This window comes from candidate division TA06 bacterium (genome assembly GCA_004376575.1).
In the GTDB taxonomy this organism is placed as follows: domain Bacteria; phylum Hydrothermota; class DG-26; order E44-bin18; family E44-bin18; genus E44-bin18.
In genome coordinates this window covers 1-20,791 of sequence record SOJN01000057.1, presented here as the reverse complement: position 1 = coordinate 20,791, position 20,791 = coordinate 1, and the positions used below count along the sequence as shown (strand labels likewise).

General features: G+C 49.7%; 12 protein-coding genes. 10 read left to right on the top strand and 2 right to left on the bottom strand.

The annotated features are described in order from the left end of the window. Positions 1 to 192 precede the first annotated feature (192 nt). The 10 genes from E3J62_04545 (at position 193) to E3J62_04500 (ending at position 16,767) form a co-directional block, all read left to right on the top strand. A complete protein-coding gene (locus E3J62_04545; GenBank protein ID TET46324.1) occupies positions 193 to 969 on the top strand; it encodes a DUF4412 domain-containing protein in 777 nt (258 codons plus the stop codon). Between the two features lie 224 nt (positions 970 to 1,193). After that, a complete protein-coding gene (locus E3J62_04540; GenBank protein ID TET46323.1) occupies positions 1,194 to 2,339 on the top strand; it encodes a T9SS type A sorting domain-containing protein in 1,146 nt (381 codons plus the stop codon). A 43-nt stretch (positions 2,340 to 2,382) separates the two neighbouring features. Further along, on the top strand, positions 2,383 to 2,835 hold the full coding sequence (locus tag E3J62_04535; protein TET46322.1) for a TIGR00725 family protein: 453 nt from the start codon (positions 2,383 to 2,385) through the stop codon (positions 2,833 to 2,835). A 23-nt stretch (positions 2,836 to 2,858) separates the two neighbouring features. Continuing rightward, the gene (locus E3J62_04530; GenBank protein TET46321.1) at positions 2,859 to 3,395 is read left to right on the top strand and encodes an adenine phosphoribosyltransferase; all 537 of its coding nucleotides are present in this window, start codon (positions 2,859 to 2,861) and stop codon (positions 3,393 to 3,395) included. Positions 3,396 to 3,461: 66 nt separating this feature from the next. After that, positions 3,462 to 4,580 (top strand): site-2 protease family protein, encoded by a 1,119-nt coding sequence (locus tag E3J62_04525; GenBank protein TET46320.1) that lies wholly within the window; start codon positions 3,462 to 3,464, stop codon positions 4,578 to 4,580. A 34-nt stretch (positions 4,581 to 4,614) separates the two neighbouring features. Then, the gene (locus tag E3J62_04520; GenBank protein ID TET46319.1) at positions 4,615 to 8,133 is read left to right on the top strand and encodes a hypothetical protein; all 3,519 of its coding nucleotides are present in this window, start codon (positions 4,615 to 4,617) and stop codon (positions 8,131 to 8,133) included. A gap of 267 nt (positions 8,134 to 8,400) precedes the next feature. Then, complete coding sequence (locus tag E3J62_04515) at positions 8,401 to 11,772, top strand: hypothetical protein (GenBank protein TET46318.1); 3,372 nt, start codon at positions 8,401 to 8,403, stop codon at positions 11,770 to 11,772. Positions 11,773 to 11,821: 49 nt separating this feature from the next. Then, positions 11,822 to 14,086, top strand: coding sequence for a T9SS type A sorting domain-containing protein (locus E3J62_04510; GenBank protein ID TET46317.1), 2,265 nt, complete (start codon positions 11,822 to 11,824; stop codon positions 14,084 to 14,086). Next, positions 14,083 to 15,843 carry a T9SS type A sorting domain-containing protein gene (locus E3J62_04505; protein TET46316.1) on the top strand — a complete coding sequence of 587 codons (1,761 nt, stop codon included), beginning with the start codon at positions 14,083 to 14,085 and terminating at the stop codon, positions 15,841 to 15,843. Before E3J62_04510 ends, E3J62_04505 begins: the two co-directional genes overlap by 4 nt. 237 nt (positions 15,844 to 16,080) lie before the next feature. Continuing rightward, complete coding sequence (locus tag E3J62_04500) at positions 16,081 to 16,767, top strand: hypothetical protein (GenBank protein TET46315.1); 687 nt, start codon at positions 16,081 to 16,083, stop codon at positions 16,765 to 16,767. Between the two features lie 387 nt (positions 16,768 to 17,154). On the opposite strand, the gene E3J62_04495 is transcribed toward E3J62_04500, so the two are convergent. Next, positions 17,155 to 17,784: an isochorismatase family protein gene (locus E3J62_04495; protein TET46314.1), complete on the bottom strand. Its 630-nt coding sequence runs from the start codon at positions 17,782 to 17,784 to the stop codon at positions 17,155 to 17,157. A 19-nt stretch (positions 17,785 to 17,803) separates the two neighbouring features. Next, on the bottom strand, positions 17,804 to 20,380 hold the full coding sequence (locus tag E3J62_04490; protein TET46313.1) for a T9SS type A sorting domain-containing protein: 2,577 nt from the start codon (positions 20,378 to 20,380) through the stop codon (positions 17,804 to 17,806). Between the last annotated feature and the right edge of the window lie 411 nt (positions 20,381 to 20,791).

The window sequence follows — 20,791 nt, the reverse complement described above, 5'->3', positions numbered from 1 at the left end:
TGAGCCCTTGCTCAGGGCAGAGAGCCGGTGCACCAGGAAGATGAAGAATTCCCTTGCAAGGCACTGTAGATATGCTATAAAAGGTGTGTTCAGTCAGTGCGGGTGCTATGCTCCTCGAGTCCTCAGGGGAGAGCCCGCCGACATTTGAGTTCAGTTTTCGCCTGGCTAGATGACCAGGGAAAGGAGGGAGAAATGAAGGCAAAGGCCTTGTTTCTCGTGTTTGTTGCCGTTCTGCTGGCTTCCAACGCTTTCGCTGGTTGGGTGCTCACCCAAACCACTCAGTATGGTGAGAAGGAGAAGGAAGAGCAAACTTTGTACTTCCAGCAGAACAAGGTGAAGATAGTAATGTCAGAAGGGACAATGATGTTCGATCTGGACAAGGGGTTACTATACTTTGTGAATCATGACAAGAAGCTATACTGGGCCGGCAAGCCCGAGGACATGAAAAAGGGGACAGAAGAGGCACAGAAGATGGTGATGGAAGAGCAAATGAAAAACATGCCTCCGGAGCAGAGAGAGGCAATGAAGAAATACATGGAGCAAATGCAGCCCCAGAAGACTGCTCCTAAGAAGGAAGTCAAAGTGACCGTGAAGAAGACTTCAGAAAAGGTCACCATAGCTGGCTACTCTGGACAGAAATATCAGGTCCTGGCCAACGGAAAGCTGAGAAAGGAAGTCTGGATAGCGACCAAAATAAACGTTGCAGATGAAATCAACCGCGCGAAATGGGAGAAGTTCCAGAAGGCCTTGGTGGGGATGGGAGGCGAGAAAGAATCCTATTCAGTTTCTAAGGAGTACTTGGATCTGGTGATGAAAGGGTTTTCTGTCAAATCGATTTCCTACTATGAAGAGGATGAGAAGAGTGTGGACCAGGTTACTAAAGCTGAGAAGAAGAAGATTCCGGCTTCTGAGTTTCAGATCCCAAAGGAGTACAAGAAGGTAAGCCTGGCTGAAGTTCACGGGCGGTGATGAACGAAGCTGTAGTTGATAACGCCTGAGCCGTGAACTTCGGGCCGAGCAAGGTTGTGGCCTAATACGCAAAGAAGAACTAAGGGAAAACGCCCGGATCGATGGGCGTTTTCCCTTGGATTGTGAGGCTGCTGGCCCCTTCTTGAGAATGTCTTGACTCAAGTGGATTCTGCGCTAGAATACTTACTGGCTGGGTTGATTAAGGCAAATCGAGGAGGTGTGATATGGGTTGGTCAAAAAAGCTAGTCGTTGCAACGACTGTGATAGCAGGGTGCATGGTCTTTGGGATTCCAGGAGGTTTCTTGGAATGCCAGGGCAAGCCACTAGTGATTGAGCGTTTTCCGACGGCAGTGGATAACTCATGGGAATACAGAAGGACATTTTCCCTCACAGTGTATGATACTGTGCACAATGACACCATCGAGTACGGGGCTATTATTGACAGTCTTCACGAAGAAATTGAGGGTATGGATACCCTCATTGGCTGGGAATGCTACAGGCTTAGTCATGTACTGTTTTCGCTAGGCGACACTTTCCCTGAGACATGGTGGTGGTCTCACCCCGATACAGCGCTCTTCTGGATAGCCTACACGCGCGGGACAAAGTCAGCAATTCTAACAGAGCCAGCAACAGATATCAGGTTCTGGGTCGGAGGAAACTGCTTTGGCTCAGTAAGGGGGCTTGCTCGTTATATTGACAGTGCGAGACGTGCCGGACGTCTGTTATCTGCTTTGGATACTTCGTACTGGTCTCCTCCCAAGAAGATGTTCATTTTCCCCCTTGAGGTCGGCAAGTCCTGGGTTGCAATGACAGATCCGTGGCTTGAAGAAAGAGAGGTGGTGGGAGAGGGCTGGGTTAATGTACCAGCAGGAGCTTTTCTAGCATTGAAGACCCAGATCTACTCCCAATGGATGGAAGAGGAAGATCTATGGTTCAAGTGGATCTCGGAGGAGGGAATTGTCAAAGACACTTTACACTTCAGGACTTTGGTGACAGATTCTCTTGGGAATCCAATTGGTTATTGCCTGGGCGATAACATACTTGAACTGGTTGGCTTTCGAACTGGAGTTGAGCAAGAGCCGGACAATTCAGAAGGTGTAAGTGTAATCCACATTTCTCCCAATCCATTCCACTCAGCAACCACGATCCGATATTGTCTCCTGACCCAGACTCATATTGCCCTGAACGTGTACGACTCTGTGGGACGGCTCACGAGAAATCTCAAGGACAGGGAAGAACAGCCAGGCGTCTACGCAGTCTCGTGGAATGGTAACAATAACAATGGACAAGAGACCACATCGGGCATGTATTTCTGTGTTCTTGAAGCTGGTGGCTCCGTTTGTGTTGAAAAACTGGTGTTCTTGCACTAAAGACGAAGTTCCGCACTGATAGCTGGGGGTTGGATTGGCTTTTATGAGGAAGAAAGTCGTAGGTGTGATAGGTGCATCCTCTTGTCCACAGGCAATTCTGGAGGTAGCAGAGAAGGTTGGTGAGGAGATAGGCAGGAGAGGAGCCGTTCTGGTATGCGGGGGATTGGGCGGTGTGATGGAAGCTGCCTGCCGGGGCGCAAAAAAAGAAGGCGGAACGACCGTGGGCATAATACCCTACAAAGATGCACAGCGAGCGAACAGTTTTGTGGATGTGGTCATAGCGACAGGCATAGGTGAGGCAAGAAATGCGGTCATCATCAACTCATCAGACGGACTCATCGCAGTATCAGGCAAATACGGCACGCTGTCAGAGATCGCCTTTGCGCTCAAGCTCGGCAAGCCGATAGTGGGAATATCAACCTGGAACATTGACGACAGAATGGAGAGAGTCAAAGACCCTGTGGAAGCTGTAAATCTCATTTTTGAAAAAATATAGACACAGCACGGGAGTTTGAGAGAATGGAGAATAAATCTGCGAAGTTGAAATCGCTCATAAGAAACATACCAGACTTTCCCAAAAAGGGGATCGTCTTCAGAGACATCACGACCCTCTTGAAAGACAAGGATGGCTTCCGTGAGATGATCGATTGCCTGGCGGAGGAATATCGGGACAGAGATGTGGACCTGGTCGCGTCCGTGGATGCGCGGGGGTTTGTGGTAGGAGCAGGAGTTGCGTATCAGCTCGGTACAGGCTTGGTTCTGCTGAGGAAACCAGGAAAGCTGCCTTGGGAAACGTTCTACTGTGAGTATGACCTCGAATATGGTTCGAACAAGATCGAAATCCACAAGGATGCAATTGAGAAGGGGCAGAGGGTTCTTGTGGTCGATGATCTTCTGGCCACCGGCGGGACTGCCGCAGCTACTTGTGAACTTGTCAGGAAGCTGGGTGGTGAACTGGTCGGTGCGGCATTTGTCGTTGAGCTCACATACCTCAAAGGCAGAGAGAAGTTAAAAGACTGCCCTGTATTTTCTCTCATCCAGTATGACTCAGAGTGAAGAACCCCTCATGTCCTTACTCATAATCCGTTCCTGTCTCTTTCAATCTCATACCCGAGGTGAAGCATGAGGACATCATGGAAAGTGGGCAGAATCGCCGACGTAGACATTAGGATAGACTCGAGCTGGTTAGTAATCTTTTTTCTTGTAACCTTAAGCCTTGCTCTCTTCTATTTTCCTCAGACCTATCCTGATTGGCCGGGGTGGCAGTACTGGTCAATAGGGATTCTCACGAGCTTGCTCTTTTTTGCGTCAGTCCTGGTACACGAACTTGCACACTCTATTGTTTCAAACAAGCAAGGGGACAAGGTGAGGGGCATAACCCTCTTCATTTTTGGAGGCGTCTCCCAGATTTCTCATGAACCGGAAAGCCCGGGAAAAGAGTTCATTATGGCCATAGTTGGCCCGCTTTCAAGCATTGGGCTCGGGATCGTTTTCGGTTTCCTCTGGCTTGCAACAAGTATTGTTTCGCCTCCTTTCGGTGCTCTGTTCCGCTATCTTTCATTCATAAACTTTGTGCTTGCAGTCTTCAATCTGGTTCCCGGTTTTCCGCTTGATGGCGGAAGAGTTCTACGTTCAATAGTCTGGGGCATAACCGGGAATCTGAAAAGGGCCACAAGGGTCGCATCCATCTCTGGGCAGTTGGTCGCGTGGCTTCTGATAATTGTCGGAATCACGCTGGCGTTGCGGGGCGTCTTCATAAGCGGACTCTGGTTCGCTTTCATCGGATGGTTCCTGCATAGTGCCGCTGTGAGAGGCTACCAACAGGTGGTGATGAGGGAGATGCTCCAGGATGTGAGGGCAGAGGACCTGATGAGCAGAACTTTCGAGACCATAGGAGCCGACTTGACCGTAGAAGAGTTGATCAATGAGCACATTCTAAAGGACGGCAGAAGAGCTTTCCTTGTTGAAGATGACGGTAAGGCAAAAGGGATCATCTGTCTTGAAGATGTTAAGTCGGTGTCTCCTGACTCTCGAAGGGCGACCAGAGTTGGAGAGGTAATGACTCCTGAGGGTGAGTTGCGTACGGTTTCGCCTGCCGACGATGGCAACCTGGTTATGGCAAGGCTTAACGAGAAAGACGTACATCAGGTACCGGTCATTGATGGTGGAAACCTTGTCGGCATAGTCTGCCGGAGTGACGTTATCAAATATCTTCAGTTGAGGTCTGAGCTTGGCCTGTAGGAGTTCCAGTTTTCGTTTCTTCCTGGAGGAATGTATGAAGCTGGTAATATGTTTGCTCGCCTTGGTCTTTCTGGCATGCCCGGCCCATTCAGTTTTCACTGACATAACACAGGATTGTGGATTAGGCAGTGTTGGTGGGACAAAGCTCGCGTGGGGAGACTACAACAACGATGGGTACGAAGACTTGCTTGTGCAGGGGAAACGCCTTTTCAGGAACAATGGACCGCCAGACTGGAATTTCACTGAGGTAACCGACTCGGCAGGGATAGGCGGCTCTGCTTCCTGCGGCGGCGTGTGGGGAGACTACGACAATGATGGCTGGCTCGACATCTACGCCAACTGCTGCGGATACAGCAGTGACATCCTGTGGCGGAACAATGGCGATGAGACATTCACTGATGTGACTCTGGCTGCGGGGAACCCTTCTGATACGTTCCCTTCAGAAGGTGTGGCGTGGGGGGACTACGACAACGATGGTTATATTGACATCTATGTTGCCAATTATGAAAACTGGGACCTTGGAATCAGCTATCCAGACTTTCTCTGGCACAACCTTGGCGATGGCACATTCTCAAACTGCACTGATTCCGCGGGAGTGAATGAGAATCTGAGGAGCAGGGGAGTGTGCTGGGGAGACTATGATGAAAACTCCTATTCCGATGTCTATGTCTCCAACTACAGACTGATGCCCAATCACCTCTGGGGCAACAAGGGAAATGGGACTTTCTTGCAGGAGGCGTTCAATGAAGGTGTGGCTGGCACGGAATTCGGTGGCTACTACGGCCACACAATCGGGTCAGCATGGGGTGATCTGAACAACGACGGATACCTGGATCTTTTTGCTGCCAATCTCGCACACAAGGACCCGGCTAGAGGACCTTACTGTGACGACTCATACATTTTCATAAACAATGGCCCGCCGGACTATGATTTTACTGACATAAGAGAAACATCTGGAATAGAGATTCATCCAGTCGGATCCACGAGGGATGGATACTACTGGGATGAGCTCCATGATGGAGTTGCCCTCGGTGATTATGACAACGACGGGGACATGGATATCTGTGTCACCCAGGTGTATGACATACCATTCGCATGGTCTTTCTTGTGGACAAACAACGGCGATGGGACCTTCACAGATGTAACTGAGATTGAGGGTGTGCGCGTATGGAATGGCTGGGCCCCTGCTTGGTGTGACTTTGACAGGGACGGGGATCTGGATCTTGCCGAATATGGTTCGGATACATATCCCATAGGCTCGCGCATAGTTCGCCTTTACAGAAATGAGGGTAACGACAACAACTGGTTTGAGATTGTGCTCAATGGTGATGACTGCAATAAGGCTGCCATAGGTGCAATTGCCCGGTTGTATTATCCCGGTGGCCAGCAGATGCGGCAGGTGGAGGGAGGAACAGGTAACTCGTGTCAAAACTCTCTAGCGTTAGAGTTCGGCCTTGGTACGCACCAGTCGATAGACTCGGTTCAAATCATCTGGCCATGCGGTAGGGTTGAGGTCGCAAACAACCTGGCGCACAACCTCTACATGACACGCACTGAGACTGGCCCCTGGATAACCCAGAGAAGTGTATCTCCATATCACGTATCGCCCCAAGACACGGTTCTCATCACTGCCAGAGCATTTGACGACGGAGGAGCTGCATCTGTATGGGCTGACATCCAGAAGCCGGACGAATCGGTTGTTGATTCAGTGGAAATGTTCGATGATGGGATGCATGGTGATGGTGCGGCAGGGGATTCCACTTTCGGGGTATACTACCAGACTCAACCTACAGGAGGAACCTTCGTTGTGGATGTAAAAGCTTCTGATGGCACATATGTGACCGAGATCGATAACATTGGATATTTCACTTCTCTCGGTCCTGTGCAGTTTTACTCTTCACGCGTCAGCGAAGTAGACACTGTGCCCAGCCCTGGAGACACTTTCCACGTGATGATCAGTCTTCAAAACATGGGTAATGAGACCGTATACGGCGTTTCTGCTTCCCTGAGCAGTCTAGATCCGGAGGCTTCAGTCCTCAACAGCGAAGGATTCTTTGGTGACATATCCCCTCTGGATACGGTCTCCTCATCTGAATTCCAGATGTCTCTCACGCTCTTCTGTCCCCACGCTGAGCAAATTCAACTTGAACTGTACATCTCCGATTCACTGAAGCCGACGGCTACCTGGAAAGATACTTTCTCCATAGTCTGTGTTGATGATGAGCCCCCCAGGTTGATATCTCCCCGTTCGATTCCCTGGTACCTGACAGAAGGCGACACTGTGACCATAATTGGACGGATCTCCGAGGGATCAGGTTTGAACACTGCTACTGCAACAATAGAAAACCCTGTAGGTACCCCGATAGCCACAATTGACCTTTACGACGATGGGATGCATGGAGACAGTCTGGCCGGTGACGGTCTTTACGGTAATATGTGGGAGACACCTCCATGGGAACAGGCATTCTATAATGTGAATATAAGCCTTGAAGACGGCCAATCCAACGCGGTAGAGCATATCAATCTGATGGAGTTCACCACTGTTCCTTATTCAAAGTCCGCAACTATTCTGCTCGTAGATGACGACAACTACAATCATCCTCAAATGGGCTCAAGCAAGTTTTATGAAGATTATTATGAGGAAGCACTATCTGCTGGCGGATACCCCTATGATTATTGGGACGTATTCTGTTATGGTTCTCCTGACACTGGTGTGCTAAACCAGTACGATATCATTATATGGGAGACGGGAACGACTTCGGACAGTTTCAACTGGTTCAATGACTGGGACAGATCCAGTTCACTCAGTTCTTATGAGCAGGACAATCTCAAAGCCTACCTCGCGAATCGTGGTCGCCTGTTCATTTCCAGCCAGGGAATCGTAGATTTCTGGCAGGGGCCGCTACGAACAATGCTCAGGATTCAAGACCTCGATTTTGACGTGGGTAAAGACTCCGTAGCTGGTGTTCCCTCCAATCCAATAGGGGACGGACTCTCATTCGTAATCTCTGGCGGGTTGGGCGCAGATAACCAGTATGCACAGTCTGCAATGTCTCCCATGGTTCTCGGACAGCCGGTCTTTGACTATAAAGACTATTCTAATGGCAATGCTGCAATCATGTGCCAGGTCGCTGGAATGTGGGCGGCAGTGACGTTCGGCTTCGGCTTCGAGGCGATTGCAGATGAAGCGGCAAGAGATACAATAATGAACAGAATCATCAACTGGTTGCAAAGTGCTGTTGCAAGCGAGGAGGAGTTGGCCTCAAAGCTGCCCAGAAGGCTGGAGCTGTCGCAACCCGGGCCAAATCCTTGTGATGGCCCGGTCACTTTTGCCTTTGGGCTTCCGACAAGAACAAAAGTCAGGCTATCGATTTACAACTGCGCTGGCCAGAGAATCAAGACTCTACTCGATGGGTACCGTGAGGCTGGCTATGAGACCGTTATCTGGGACTGCTCCGACTCGCAAGGAAAGCTTGTTGCAAACGGCACATATTTCTGTAGAATTGACGCGGGCCGGCAGAGGAAGACCAGAAAATTGGTTCTGATGAGATAGACATAACCCGATATGTGGCAATTTCTATCTACGATGTTCTGGTTTCATAACGGTATGGATGTGAGGTAATTTCGTAATTTCGAAGGCGTGGGGATGGGTTAACAGGAATTTCGAACCTGGGAACCACAGATTAACACAGATTTTCACAAGATTATTCTATTGGTTTGGATTTAGCAATAGGGATGTGGTTTGAATCTGTGTGAATCTCGTGTAATCTCGTGGTTTCAGGTTTCACCTTCTGTTTTCTAATTTAAGCAAGGAGGAGTGATGAAAAGGGGTGTTCTGTTCTGTTTTGTATTGGTGGCTCTGACAATCCAGGTTCTCGCCTCGGACGCGCTGGCAGGAGAAAGCGTTCTTCTGAAGGCGATGAGTGAAGAGCTGGACCGTTCCATGAAGAACTTGAAAGGAAAAGAGTATGCCCGGCTCTACTACCTTCAGTACCAGGTCACGGATATGACCACATATAGTGTAAGCGCATCTTATGGGGCCATACAGGCCGACGATAATGATAGAAGCCGGTTTCTGGATGTGGCAGTGAGGGTCGGTGACTATTCCATGGATAATACACACGAATTGAGAGGTGGGGGTGGCTTCCGGTTCTATATGCCAGGGGAGATTAGGATACCTTTGTCAGATGACCCGGACGCGATAAAGAATTCCCTCTGGCTGGCAACCGACAGGGCCTTTAAGGAGGCGCAGGAGAGATACATAAGGGTGAAAAGCGAAAAGGCTGTAAAGGTTGCAGAGGAGGACCCATCCCCTGATTTCTCAAAAGAAAAATCGCATGTCTATGTTTCTGACCACCCTCACGTATCCTTCGATTCCGCCCCATGGAGGGCAATTCTCAAGAGAGTCTCTGCCAGGTTTAAGGATTATCCGCATATACTGACCTCGAGAGCCTCCATGAGCGTCAAGTCGGAGACGAAGTACATAGTTGACAGTGAAGGAACAAAACTCCAGTTTGGACGGAACTTCATTCGTGTCTCTCTCTTTGGTGAGACAAAAGCAGATGATGGTATGAGGCTGTATCGTACGAGGAGTTATCACGCAGCCAACCTTGAAGAGGTAGTATCAACTGAGCTTCTGATTGCGGCGGTTGACAGTATCGTAGAAGAACTGGATAAGTTGAGAAAGGCACCGTTGGTGGAGCCCTACATAGGCCCCGCCATACTGATGAGCAAGGCGAGCGGTGTGTTCTTCCATGAGATCTTTGGGCACAGAATAGAAGGACACAGACAGAAAAGCGAGATGTCCGGACAAACCTTCACCAAGAAGGTTGGAAAGAAGGTGCTTCCTGATTTCATATCCGTCTATGACGACCCAAGTCTCAAGGAATTCAAGGGCATACCTCTTCGGGGCTATTATCCATACGATGACGAAGGCGTTCCTTCTCAGAAGGTAGTCGTCGTTGAAAATGGGGTACTGAAGAACTTCCTAATGTCGCGCTCTCCCATAAAAGGTTTCCCGAAATCCAATGGCCACGGGAGGAAACAGCATGGGAGAAAAGTCGTGTCCAGGCAGGGAAACCTGATTATTAAATCCAGCAAGAAGGTGAGTTTTCCTGAGCTAAGGGCTCGACTCGTTGAAGAATGCAAGAGACAAGGGAGGCCCTATGGCCTCATCTTTGAAGACATTTCAGGGGGTTTCACCTCGATGGGAAGGTGGGGGCCGCAGGCGTTCAAGGTCCTGCCGCTTCTAGTCTACAGGGTTTATGCAGACGGAAGACCGGATGAGGTCGTGAGGGGAGTCGACATAGTGGGTACACCTCTGACGTGTTTTGCGAAGATAATAGAAACTGCTGACGATGATAATATCTTCAACGGTACTTGTGGCGCGGAGTCGGGTTGGGTCCCAGTTTCAGCCATCTCACCCAGCATCCTCGTCTCAGAAATTGAAGTGGAGAAAAAGGTGAAAGAGCAGGACAAGCCACCGATTCTAGCCGCCCCCGACTCAAAAGCTGTTTCCAGGATATCTGAAGATCCCCTCATGAAAGCAATGAATGACGAACTCAAAAGGTCAAAAAAGAAACTGAAGATGAAGAAGCTGGAGAGGCCATATTATATAGAATATACGGTAAAAGATGTGGCCAGCATGGAGATAGAAGGGTCTTTCGGGGCGGTTACGTTATCGGATGAGGATAGATACCGAGACCTTTATGTCGATTTAAGGGTTGGGGGGTACGAGTTCGATAATACGAACTACGCCTCTGGAAGATACAGTTTTTCTTTCACACGCCCCAAGAGATTAGTCACTGACGACGATTACAATGCGTTACGACGTCAGCTGTGGTTTGCCACTGACAATGCGTATAAGTCTGCTCTGGAAACGATCTCTCAGAAACGTGCCTATGTCAAAACGAAAACGTTTGAGGAGATGCCTGATGACATGAGCCGCGTGAAGGCCTATTCCAGTGTCGAGCCGAGAGCTGAACTGACTGCCAGCAAAAAGGTCTGGGATGAAAGAGTGGCCAGGATCTCAAGCTTATTCAAGAAGCATCCTGCTATAAGACAGTCCAAGGTTCGTTTCTTCGCCGTCGTCTCCAATCAGTACTTCCTGAACAGTGAAGGTTCGAAGCATCTGCGGCCCGGGGTCTTGTATGGACTGGAGGTGACTGCGACAGCACAGGCGAACGATGGAATGGAAGTTTCAGACTTCATCAGTTTCTATTCCAGCAGTGAGAAAGGATTGGCACCACTTTCTGAGATTGAGAAAGAAACAGAAGATATGGCAGCTTCCCTGACAAAGAAGGCAAAGGCTAGTACTATTGAAGACTATCTGGGACCAGTTCTCTTTACGGGCCAGGCATCGGCAGAGTTCTTTGAGCAACTTCTCGGTGAGAATATTGGCAATCCGAGGGCCCCATTAGCAGAGAATAAGATGCTCCTTGGTATGATCCCCGGAGGAAAGCTTGCTGGTAAGTTCGGAAGGAAGGTGCTTCCCGAGTTCATCGATATCACAGACGACCCGCAGCTGAAGGCGTGGAAAGGAAAAGAGTTAATGGGGTACTATACTGTAGATGATGACGGTGTGGCCGCAGAGCGTGTGCAGGTCGTCGATGACGGTAAACTGACCGGACTTCTGATGAGCCGGAGACCGACAAAAAAAGTGCAGAAGAGTAACGGACATGGCAGAGCAGAACAGGGCAATGCAGTGGGCAGGATGGGAAATATGATAGTGAAGTCGGAGAAGACGATGTCTGCAAATGATCTCATGGTGGAGTTCAAGAACATGTGCAAGGACTTCGATCTCGAATACGGACTGATAGTAGAGAAGATGCCTGAGCCAAAGTTCACGAAAGAGAGCGAAATGGGGATGTCGTATTTCTTTGGACAGGGGCAGAAGCCACCAGGTCTTCTTCCTGATCCTGTGACCGTTTACAGGGTGGATCTAAAAACGGGAAAGAAGGAACTCATCAGGGGATGCGAATTTTCTGGCGTGATCCTGCGAATGATGAAGGACATTGTGGGTACAGGAGACGAAGAATATGTGCACAGCTTTCTGAGCGTGCTTACGCCTTTCGGGCCTGGCATCCCCACATCGGTCGTGAGCCCTTCAATTCTCGTTGAGGAGATGGAACTTAAGAAGGCTTCTGGTGAAACACCCAAGCCACCTGTATTGGCTAATCCATATTTTGACTGAGAGACGTTTTTGTGTTGGCTCCGTTTAACCAGCAACAAGTGGGGCAGATATGAAGAAGTTGGTCATTGCAGTGCTGCTTCTTACTCCTCTTTCTGTGTACGGGGCGCAGACGGGAGTGACGACAACTGCTGAACCTGTCGTGCCTGAAGACTCGAAAGGAACGATTGTCCATAGCCTCCCAGAAGTGATAGAGAAGACGGGAGAAGTCTATTCAGTCGAAATGGAAAGGGGCATATCGTGGGTCTTGATAGATTCCTTGAAGACACACAGGGTAATGCCTGGCTCTCAAAGCTTTTGCGTCTACTTCGACTACTCGGAAGAAGCTCTGAAAGACACACTGCTTCCCGACCAATTGACAGCGCTTGCCGGGCAGGCTCTGGCTAAAGCTCCTGACTGGCTCAGGTTGGATCTCAAGGATAATTTCAGAAGAATGGATAGTGCTCACCAGGATATTTACGCGGATCTGATTCTAAACTGCCCGGATAAGAGGTACTACGATGAAGTCTGTTTTCAGGTTGCTCATCTTTCTCCACAGACTCTCGTCTATGGTGGCTTTGACCCGGACTTGATTGTCGAGAACGTGTATTGGATTTACGAGATCGACGTGGATCTTGAGTATGTGACCGTCGTTGACTACGGGGATCCAGATCTAGGTGGCAACTACTATTCCACAACTTCCTACAAGGTCCTGGATGAACTTGGTGATACAGTCGAGCAGGAAGTGCCTAGAGACATATACTACTGGTGGGTGGTCAGCCCAAAAGCTTCGGATGAGCTTCCGAGGATGGACGCATCCGTCTACAACTACTTCTGGAGAGAATACCTCTATACGCAGGCTGACTCAGGCTATCCTCTTTTGGACACAGCTCTTACCTATGCGCACGTTCTGTGGGACGGATTAAGAAGAGACCTTCCAGCGGGCAGGTCCTTCGCCGACTCCTGCACGGCAGTCGACATAGTCGGCAACTGGACGACATATACGGTTCCGTTTGGAGCATCGGGTAACAGGCCGCATCAGCCCAACGTGATAGCGCATGAGCACAACGGAAACTGCGGCGAGCTTCAGGACCTTCTGTGTGCCGCAGCCAGAACTGCACTAATACCGACAGTCTGCACGCACGACATAAATGAAGACCATGTCTGGAATGCGTTCTGGTGGGATGGCGATTGGCGTCCCTACCAGTGCGATCTGGGGTTCGGCCCAACTCACATCAACAATCCACGGATAGCCTATGATAGGGATCACGGTGGGGGAAAGGACTGTTCGGCCATATGGAACTGGCGGATGGACGGGTATCAGTGGAGTGATGTGGAACGTTATTCCAAATCATGTAGTCTCAGTGTGATCGTTCAAGATAAGAATGGTGAGCCGGTCGACGCGGCACTTGTCAAACTGTTCAGTGAAATGTGGCCGAACTCTGAGTCTGCCTTATGGCCATGTTTCAATGGCGCCACCAACCAGTACGGGGTTTTTACCACGACTCTGGGAGATCACCAGAACTACTATGTGTCTATTGAATCCCCTCTTGGCTACACATCTCCCGAAAAGATAATCGACTCTACGGAAGCGGTTCCCGGGGAGCACATCTATTGGATTAGAAACCTAGAAGGCGAGGTTCCTCACACGCAAGCTCATCCAGATACACTCCCGGGCAATCCAGAACAGAACTACTTGGTGGAGCTCAACTATTCCGTTGTGAATGAAATAGTGTATGGTATTGACTGCTACAATGACCACTTCAACAATCAGTGGGCTTACCAACTCTATCCGGGGAAAATAGACTTCTTCATGGTAGATGAGGCCAACTTCGATCAGTTCTCAAACGATCTGGATTTTGATTCGTATGTGATTCACAGGAGGCTGAACAATGCGGTAACGTGGCTGACTCTACCCACAAATGAGGATTACTTCTGCATATTCAGCAACTCAGAAGAGATTGGTCTCGCGCAGTCTGTTTATGTTAACGTTTATCTGTATCGGAACAGCGATATTGGTGTTGCAGAAAGAGAGGTCAAGTCGAGGACGGGTGCTGCTCGTATTTCTGTGTGGCCCAATCCTTTCAACAAGGCGTCGACAATCTCGATTTCAGGACATGAGTTTGGTGTCAAGAAGAGTCCTATCCGCATCTTCGATGCGGCTGGAAGGCTGGTGAGGAAGCTTGCGCTTGGTGATATGAGAAGCTCCGAGCTTCGTGCTACTGTTAGATGGGACGGTAAGGATGATGCAGGCAGACCTCTGCCTGACGGTGTCTACTTCTGCAACTTCTCTTCCGGGAAAAGAAACCTCTCAGCCAAGGTGGTGAAAATAGAATGAGACTCCCTTTCATCGTCGTTTTGTCCTTTGTAATCTGCGCTCTGCCCTTTCCTGTTTGTGCATCTAGTCCTGACGACTGGGGTTATAGATATGTAACTTCCAGGGATTCAGGCGGACCCGTGTTCGCATGGCGCGACATCTCAGGTGTCGGACAGCATCTTGAGATGCTTGATGATGACAATGAAGGTCCATTCTATATTGGGTTCCAGTCTACGTTCTACGACAGGGTTTGTGATTCGGTGTTCGTCTGCTCAAATGGATGGCTCAGCTTCAACTCACGGAGTCACCAGTTTCACCATTCTCTTATACCATCCGTCAAGGAGCCGAACTGTCTCCTGGCACCTTTCTGGACGGACCTGGACCCCTCAAACGCGGGTTCTGTCTTTGTCTACCAGGATTCGAGCGAGTTTGTTGCCTCGTGGCTTGCGGTTCCTCATAGGCGTGGATCGAGCCCCTTCACTTTTCAGACAGTCCTGCTGGATGATGGTTCGGTCCTCTTTCAGTATCTAAGCATGGAAGATTCTGTTTATGTCGATTCCTCATCTGTTGGAATAGAGAACTGTGAAGGTGATATAGGCCTGCCGTTCAGTTTCAATGGTACACCAGAAGGAGCAATCGAAGATAGTCTGGCTGTTCGATTCTATACAGTCACTCACGATGTGAATCCGATCGTTATTCACTCTCCTCTTACGGAGGAATTCACTTCTGTTCCGCGCAATCCAATCGTGAGCATAAAGAACTATGGTTCTGCTAGTGAGTCTCCGACGGTCACCTGCATAGTCATGGATTCTTTGACCCACGTCCCCATCTATGGAGACACAGTAGTAGTCGCGGATCTCGGGGCCAGAGACACTGCCCTTGTTGTCTTCCAGGAGTGGATTCCTGAAGAGGGGATCTGCCTGGTGCAATTCACCGTGACACTCAGTTCCAATGACGACGCGAGTCTGGACACACTGGGGAGGTATGTTCGCGTGTCCAAACACGCGGATATGGCGCACGATGACGGTACATCCGAGGGCTGGTACATTGTGAGTGGTTCTCCAATATCGACTCTGGCAATTACTGTGAGATTTCAGCCTCCTTATGCTCCTTTTCATGTTGTGCGGGGGAAAATCCTGGTTAGTAATACTCTCCCGTTTGAAGAGGTATATCTATCTCCTGATGATGGGGAGGGGAGGCCTGATCTGGAGAACTCATATGAAGTGGTCCAGGGGGTGAGGGCCGACGCAGGAACCACCTGGGCGCTGGCAGAATTTGATGTGACAGTTCCTCTGAGCGATGAGATCTGGCTCACGGCGATATGGCCCAAAGCGGCAGTTGGTCCTCTTGTGGGGGAAGATATGACACCACCCATAGATTCGTGTTCATACTACACTGTGCTACCTCCTTTCTGGTTTCAGAGAACGACTGGCGACTGGATGATGAGGCTGGAAATAGATGATGAGGTTGGTATTGAAGAAAGAACAGTGAAGGAAAAGCGTCACGCGCCTATTCTTTTATGCAATCCTAATCCTTTCACCTCCACGGTCACAATAACCGCGGCGTTTGGGGCGAACCCGCCATGGTTGATCAAGGTGTATGATGTTGCCGGCAGAATGGTGATGGCTTTTCCGCATTCGTCTTGTTCGAGCTCTCGCGTCTCAGTCCTGTGGGATGGGAGGGACGTGAAGGGCAAACCCCTCCGCGCAGGAACCTACTTCGTAAATCTCTCATCTGAAAACGGTCAGGCGACAGAGAAACTCATCCTGCTTCATTGACACGAGCAGCAGATTGTAGGACCATCAACTGTCTGTTGCTAACAGCCAAAAACCTGGAACCACAGATTAACACAGATTCTCACAAGAACCAGTTGTAAGATGTAAGATATAAGACGGCTGCACGCTATACGCTGTACGAGAACGCCACTTGTCAATTCTCAGGTTGCTAGCGCGTTTTGGGTTTGAGTTTCTCATTTTCTTAGTTTCTCAATTTCCGGGCTGGGGGATTTGGGCGGAATGAAAGTAGCGTGTCATCAGCCAACCTATCTGCCGTGGCCGGGTTTTTTCTACAAAGCTATGAGGGTAGATGTTCTTGTCCTGCTCGATTCCGTCCAGTTTCCCAGAGGTTCCTCCTGGGTGAACAGGAACAGGATAAAGACTCCTCGTGGCCAGACATGGCTTACCGTTCCTGTCAAGAAGAAGGGGAGAGGGCTGCAGCGAATCAAAGATGTAGAAGTGTTGAACGAGAGGCTCTGGGCACAGAAGCACATCGGGAGCCTCATCCACTCATACAAGAGGTCCCCATTTCTTGAAGACCATCTTGGGTTCTTGGAAAGAACGTATCGGGAAAACTGGAACATGTTGGTGGATGTGAATGCTTCGCTGTTGAAGTATTTCTTGAAGCAACTGAATATTGATGTGGCGTTAAGGTTTTCTTCTGAACTGGGAACACAATCAAAGGGGACGTCCCTTCTTGTTGAAATATGTGAAAAGTTGAAAGCAGATGTCTATGTAACCATGATTACTTCCAGAACTCATCTTGAAGAGGAGCTTTTCCACAAGAATGGTATCAAGATTGATTATTACAGCTACAGATGTCCCGGGTACCCTCAGCTCTGGGGAGACTTCATTCCCAACCTTTCCATTGTTGACTTAGTCTTCAACTGTGGCCCAAAGGCTCTGGCTATCCTCGGGAAAGGATAACACCGACTAGCTGCACGCTCTCAGCCGTCAGCAGCTAAACCTCTGTAACCACAGATTATCACAGATTTTCACAAGATTCCTTTCTGGTTCGGGTTGAGCCATGCGGATGTGGTTTGAATCTGTGTGAATCGTGTGTAATCTCGTGGTTTCGAGTGTTACGCCTAGACCCTTGGAACCACAGATTAACACACCCTCCTTCGCTTCCTCCTTCGCCATATTCGGCTACGGAGGACTGACGCTTTCGAGCTACGAAGGACAGGGATTTTCACAAGATTATTCCTCCGGTTCGGGTTAAGCCATGCGGATGTGGTTTGAATCTGTGTTAATCTCGTGTAATCTCGTGGTTCCAGGTTTTATTTTCGATTTTCGCAGTTTCGTGTTGCGGGGCTACAGTTGGGTGAGGAGGTTCTCAGTTGTTGTTACGTATGCGAAGCCGTAGGCAAGGTTGAGAAGAGTTGCGGTGTGCATCTCCTCATATGCGGTACCTGTGGCATCCGCCACAAAGAAGATTCTAAAGTCCCTGAAGTACGCATCCCGAGCTGTCGACTCACAGCAGAGATTGGTCATGACTCCACTGATAACGAGATCCTCAATCTGCTGACATCTGAGGACTATTTCCAGGTCTGTGTTATAGAATGCTGAGTATCTGTGCTTCGTGATGACTTTGTCATCAGATCGAGGCTTTATGTCCTGGTGTATCTCACTGTTGGATGATCCCTCCACAATCATGTCCGGCCACCACCACCCCAGGATGCCAGCATCGCTTCCGTCAGCCTTGTGGACATGCCTCGTATAGATGACAGGCCGTTCGGCCTTACGAAACGCGTGTATTAAGTGCTTCACATTCTTGAGAACGGCTGGGTCTATCGGCCCCAGTCCTCCAGATCTTGATCCCACGAAGAAGTTCTGCATGTCGATTACGAGAAGAGCGCTCTTCTTTTTCTTCAAACGCATTTTGTGCGCGTTGAACGGAGCAATGTTGTCCAGCCAGCTTTTGGTCTTGCGATCTACAGACATGTCATTCCCTATTTTCACATCATTTCAAAATTATCATCATCTTTGACCTGGAGTGATATTGTGTGCGCAGCCTGTAAATATAACTGCCGGCCGGTAGAGGCCTGCCTGAACTGTCCCTACCGTCCCATGACACCTGATGAGTTCCAGATTCAAAGGTTCGATCGGCAAGCGTCCTCACCTTTGCTCCTGCGGTGTTGTATATTTCCAGCACCGCGCTGGATGGTTTGGTCAGACTGAAGGAGATTGTGGTTCTGGAGTCGAACGGATTGGGACGGTTCTGGTACAGTTCGAACATTGCAGGCCGTGCAAGGGGCTTTGATGATTCCAGTCCCACAATGTCAGTCACGTCCAGCTTGAACGCCGAACGGCCGTAAGTTCCAGCAACCAGTGTCCGGGTGGGGTTATGCAACACCATGTCAGCAACGAAACTATTTGGAAAATCCGTCCCCAGTGGAGCCCAGGTCGATCCGATATTTGTGCTGTAGAACGTACCGACGTCTGTACCCAGGTAGAGAACATTTGGATGGAGTGAGTCGACGACTATGACATTGACAGGAGCCTCGGGGAGATTGGAGCTTATGTCTTGCCAGGAGACTCCAGCATCAGTGGTTCGAAATACGTGCGGAAGCGGAGAGTCCCATTTGAATCCAGAAAAAGTGACATAGGCTGTTAATGCGTCATAGGGGTCCACCGCGACGCGAGTGACCCATCTATCAGGGAGTAAATCGGATATATGGTTCCAGTTGTTACCACCGTTGAGTGTCACCCAGACGTTGGAGTCATCTGTTCCAACGTATATACAGTTGCTGTCGCTGGGGGCGACAGCTATTGTGGTTATCGTTCCAAAAGTTATGTTCCCAGATCCCGGACCGTATGTCAGGTCACTGCTGATGGCACTCCACGAGCTCGCTCCGTTCCTCGTGCGGTACAGCCTATAGGTGCCGTAGTAAAGAGTATTGTGATTGCTAGGATCTATTATGACAGGAGTAGACCAGTTCCGTCTGTCTGAGAAACTGATTCCATTGGTCGCATCATCCCAGGAGTTGCCAGTGTCTGTGGACTTATAGAGATTGCCCCACTGGTATTCGGCGTAGATTATTGCAGAATTGGTGGGATCGACATTCACATAGAATCCGTCACCCCCAAGTATTATGTCCCAATCGCTCACACTGCCCGTTAGAGTTCTGACTGTGGAATTGTCCTGAGTGCCTCCGTAGATACGGAGCGGATTGCTGAAATCTACGTGTATGGTGTAGAACTGAGTCACCGGGAGATGATACGACTTGCTCCAGATTGTGCCTCCATTTGTTGAAACGAACACTCCTCCGTCATCACCGAGAATAATCCAGTTCGGATCACTTGGGTCAATGTAGATGGCGTGGTTGTCAACATGAGTACTCTGGGCCACCCTACTCCAGTTTGCTCCGCCATTTAGGGTTCTGTACATGGTAATGCCCAGCGCGAAAACCTTGTTCTCATTGGTTGGATCGACCCTCACGTTTCCAAACCACCAGCCATATGAACTGTAGAAACTGGTAAAACCGGTATCGTTTGTCCTTGCCCAGGAATCGCCACCATCAGTCGATTTGTAGACGCCGAGAAAATAACCAGTTGCGTCCGCGTAGATGGCATAGAGAGTCCTTGGGTTTGACGCGCAGACAGAGACCCCTATTCGGCCAACGTTCGCTCCGGTGGGAAGACCTCCGGCCAGCTCTTGCCATGAGTCTCCGCCATTTGTAGTCCTGTAAAGACGGCAGTCATCACTACCGAAGGTACGGTAATCAGGTCCTCTTATCCTCATCCACATGGCGGCGTACAGAGTCTCAGGGTTGATAGGATTTATGGCGATATCAACTGCGCCCGTGGAGTCGTTAAGGTACAGTACTCTATTCCAACTTCCGCCCGCATCTTCAGACCTGTAGACGCCTCGCTCCGGATTTTTGCTGAAGAGTCCACCATTTGCTGCCACGAAGACCCGATTCGAGTCAGTTGGGTCAACAATGATTCTTCCAATGTACCTGCTCTCTCCTAATCCAATATTCTCCCATGTTTCACCAGCATCAGTTGACTTGAAGACTCCCGACCCTCCATAAGTGACACTCCCGCCCCCAGCATTTGGTTCACCGGTTCCAACGTAGATGGTCCTTGGGTTATTTGGATCGACGGCTACGGCACCGATGGCAAGGCTGGGCTGGTCGTCAAAAATCTCTTCCCATGTGATGCCGCCGTCGGTGGACTTGACAATTCCGCCGCTTGCGGCTCCCACATATATGGTGTCATTGGATCGGGGATCAACTGCGAGATCAGCAATCCGTCCGCCTACGTTTGTTGGGCCAGCAGCCTTCCACGCGACGGGCATTTGGGTCAGGCTTTTTGCTCTCATCTCCTGAGCCTGGAGACGCGCCTGATCAAGAACTTCGTAGTTTATCTTGAACTGGGGGTATGCGCGTTGGATCAGAAACCATTCACCCGGCCTTTTGGTCGGCTTCTTCTCAAACTTGACTGGTCTTTGAGTCCAGGGATGCACAATGAGAAAGAGCGCACAAAAAGCCGCGACTACGACCAAAAGGGTGCCAAAGACCGTCCTTTTCTTCACTGGTGCCTCCTTATAATTCTGGAAACTGGTTAACCAAGGCCATTTTACCCTAGCCACAGAACCCCGTCAACGCTTTTCACGACCCTGAAACCACGAGATTACACGAGATTAACACAGATTCAAACCACATCCTCATGGCTAAACCCCAACCAGAAGAGTAATCTTGTGAAAATCCCTGTCCTTCGTAGCTCGATAGCGTCAGTCCTACGTAGCCGATTATGGCGAAGGAGGAAGCGAAGGAGGGTGTGTTAATCTGTGGTTACAAGGGTCTAGGCGTAACACTCGAAACCACGAGATTACACACGATTCACACAGATTCAAACCACATCCTTATGGCTCAACCCGAACCAGAAAGGAATCTTGTGAAAATCCCTGTCCTTCGTAGCTCGAAAGCGTCAGTCCTCCGTAGCC

What these genes read in the sequence shown, in the direction of transcription:
- E3J62_04545 (TET46324.1), top strand. Translation starts at nt 193, where the DNA reads ATGAAGGCAAAGGCCTTGTTTCTCGTGTTTGTTGCCGTTCTGCTGGCT.
- E3J62_04540 (TET46323.1), top strand. Translation starts at nt 1,194, where the DNA reads ATGGGTTGGTCAAAAAAGCTAGTCGTTGCAACGACTGTGATAGCAGGG.
- E3J62_04535 (TET46322.1), top strand. Translation starts at nt 2,383, where the DNA reads ATGAGGAAGAAAGTCGTAGGTGTGATAGGTGCATCCTCTTGTCCACAG.
- E3J62_04530 (TET46321.1), top strand. Translation starts at nt 2,859, where the DNA reads ATGGAGAATAAATCTGCGAAGTTGAAATCGCTCATAAGAAACATACCA.
- E3J62_04525 (TET46320.1), top strand. Translation starts at nt 3,462, where the DNA reads ATGAGGACATCATGGAAAGTGGGCAGAATCGCCGACGTAGACATTAGG.
- E3J62_04520 (TET46319.1), top strand. Translation starts at nt 4,615, where the DNA reads ATGAAGCTGGTAATATGTTTGCTCGCCTTGGTCTTTCTGGCATGCCCG.
- E3J62_04515 (TET46318.1), top strand. Translation starts at nt 8,401, where the DNA reads ATGAAAAGGGGTGTTCTGTTCTGTTTTGTATTGGTGGCTCTGACAATC.
- E3J62_04510 (TET46317.1), top strand. Translation starts at nt 11,822, where the DNA reads ATGAAGAAGTTGGTCATTGCAGTGCTGCTTCTTACTCCTCTTTCTGTG.
- E3J62_04505 (TET46316.1), top strand. Translation starts at nt 14,083, where the DNA reads ATGAGACTCCCTTTCATCGTCGTTTTGTCCTTTGTAATCTGCGCTCTG.
- E3J62_04500 (TET46315.1), top strand. Translation starts at nt 16,081, where the DNA reads ATGAAAGTAGCGTGTCATCAGCCAACCTATCTGCCGTGGCCGGGTTTT.
- E3J62_04495 (TET46314.1), bottom strand. Translation starts at nt 17,784, where the DNA reads ATGTCTGTAGATCGCAAGACCAAAAGCTGGCTGGACAACATTGCTCCG.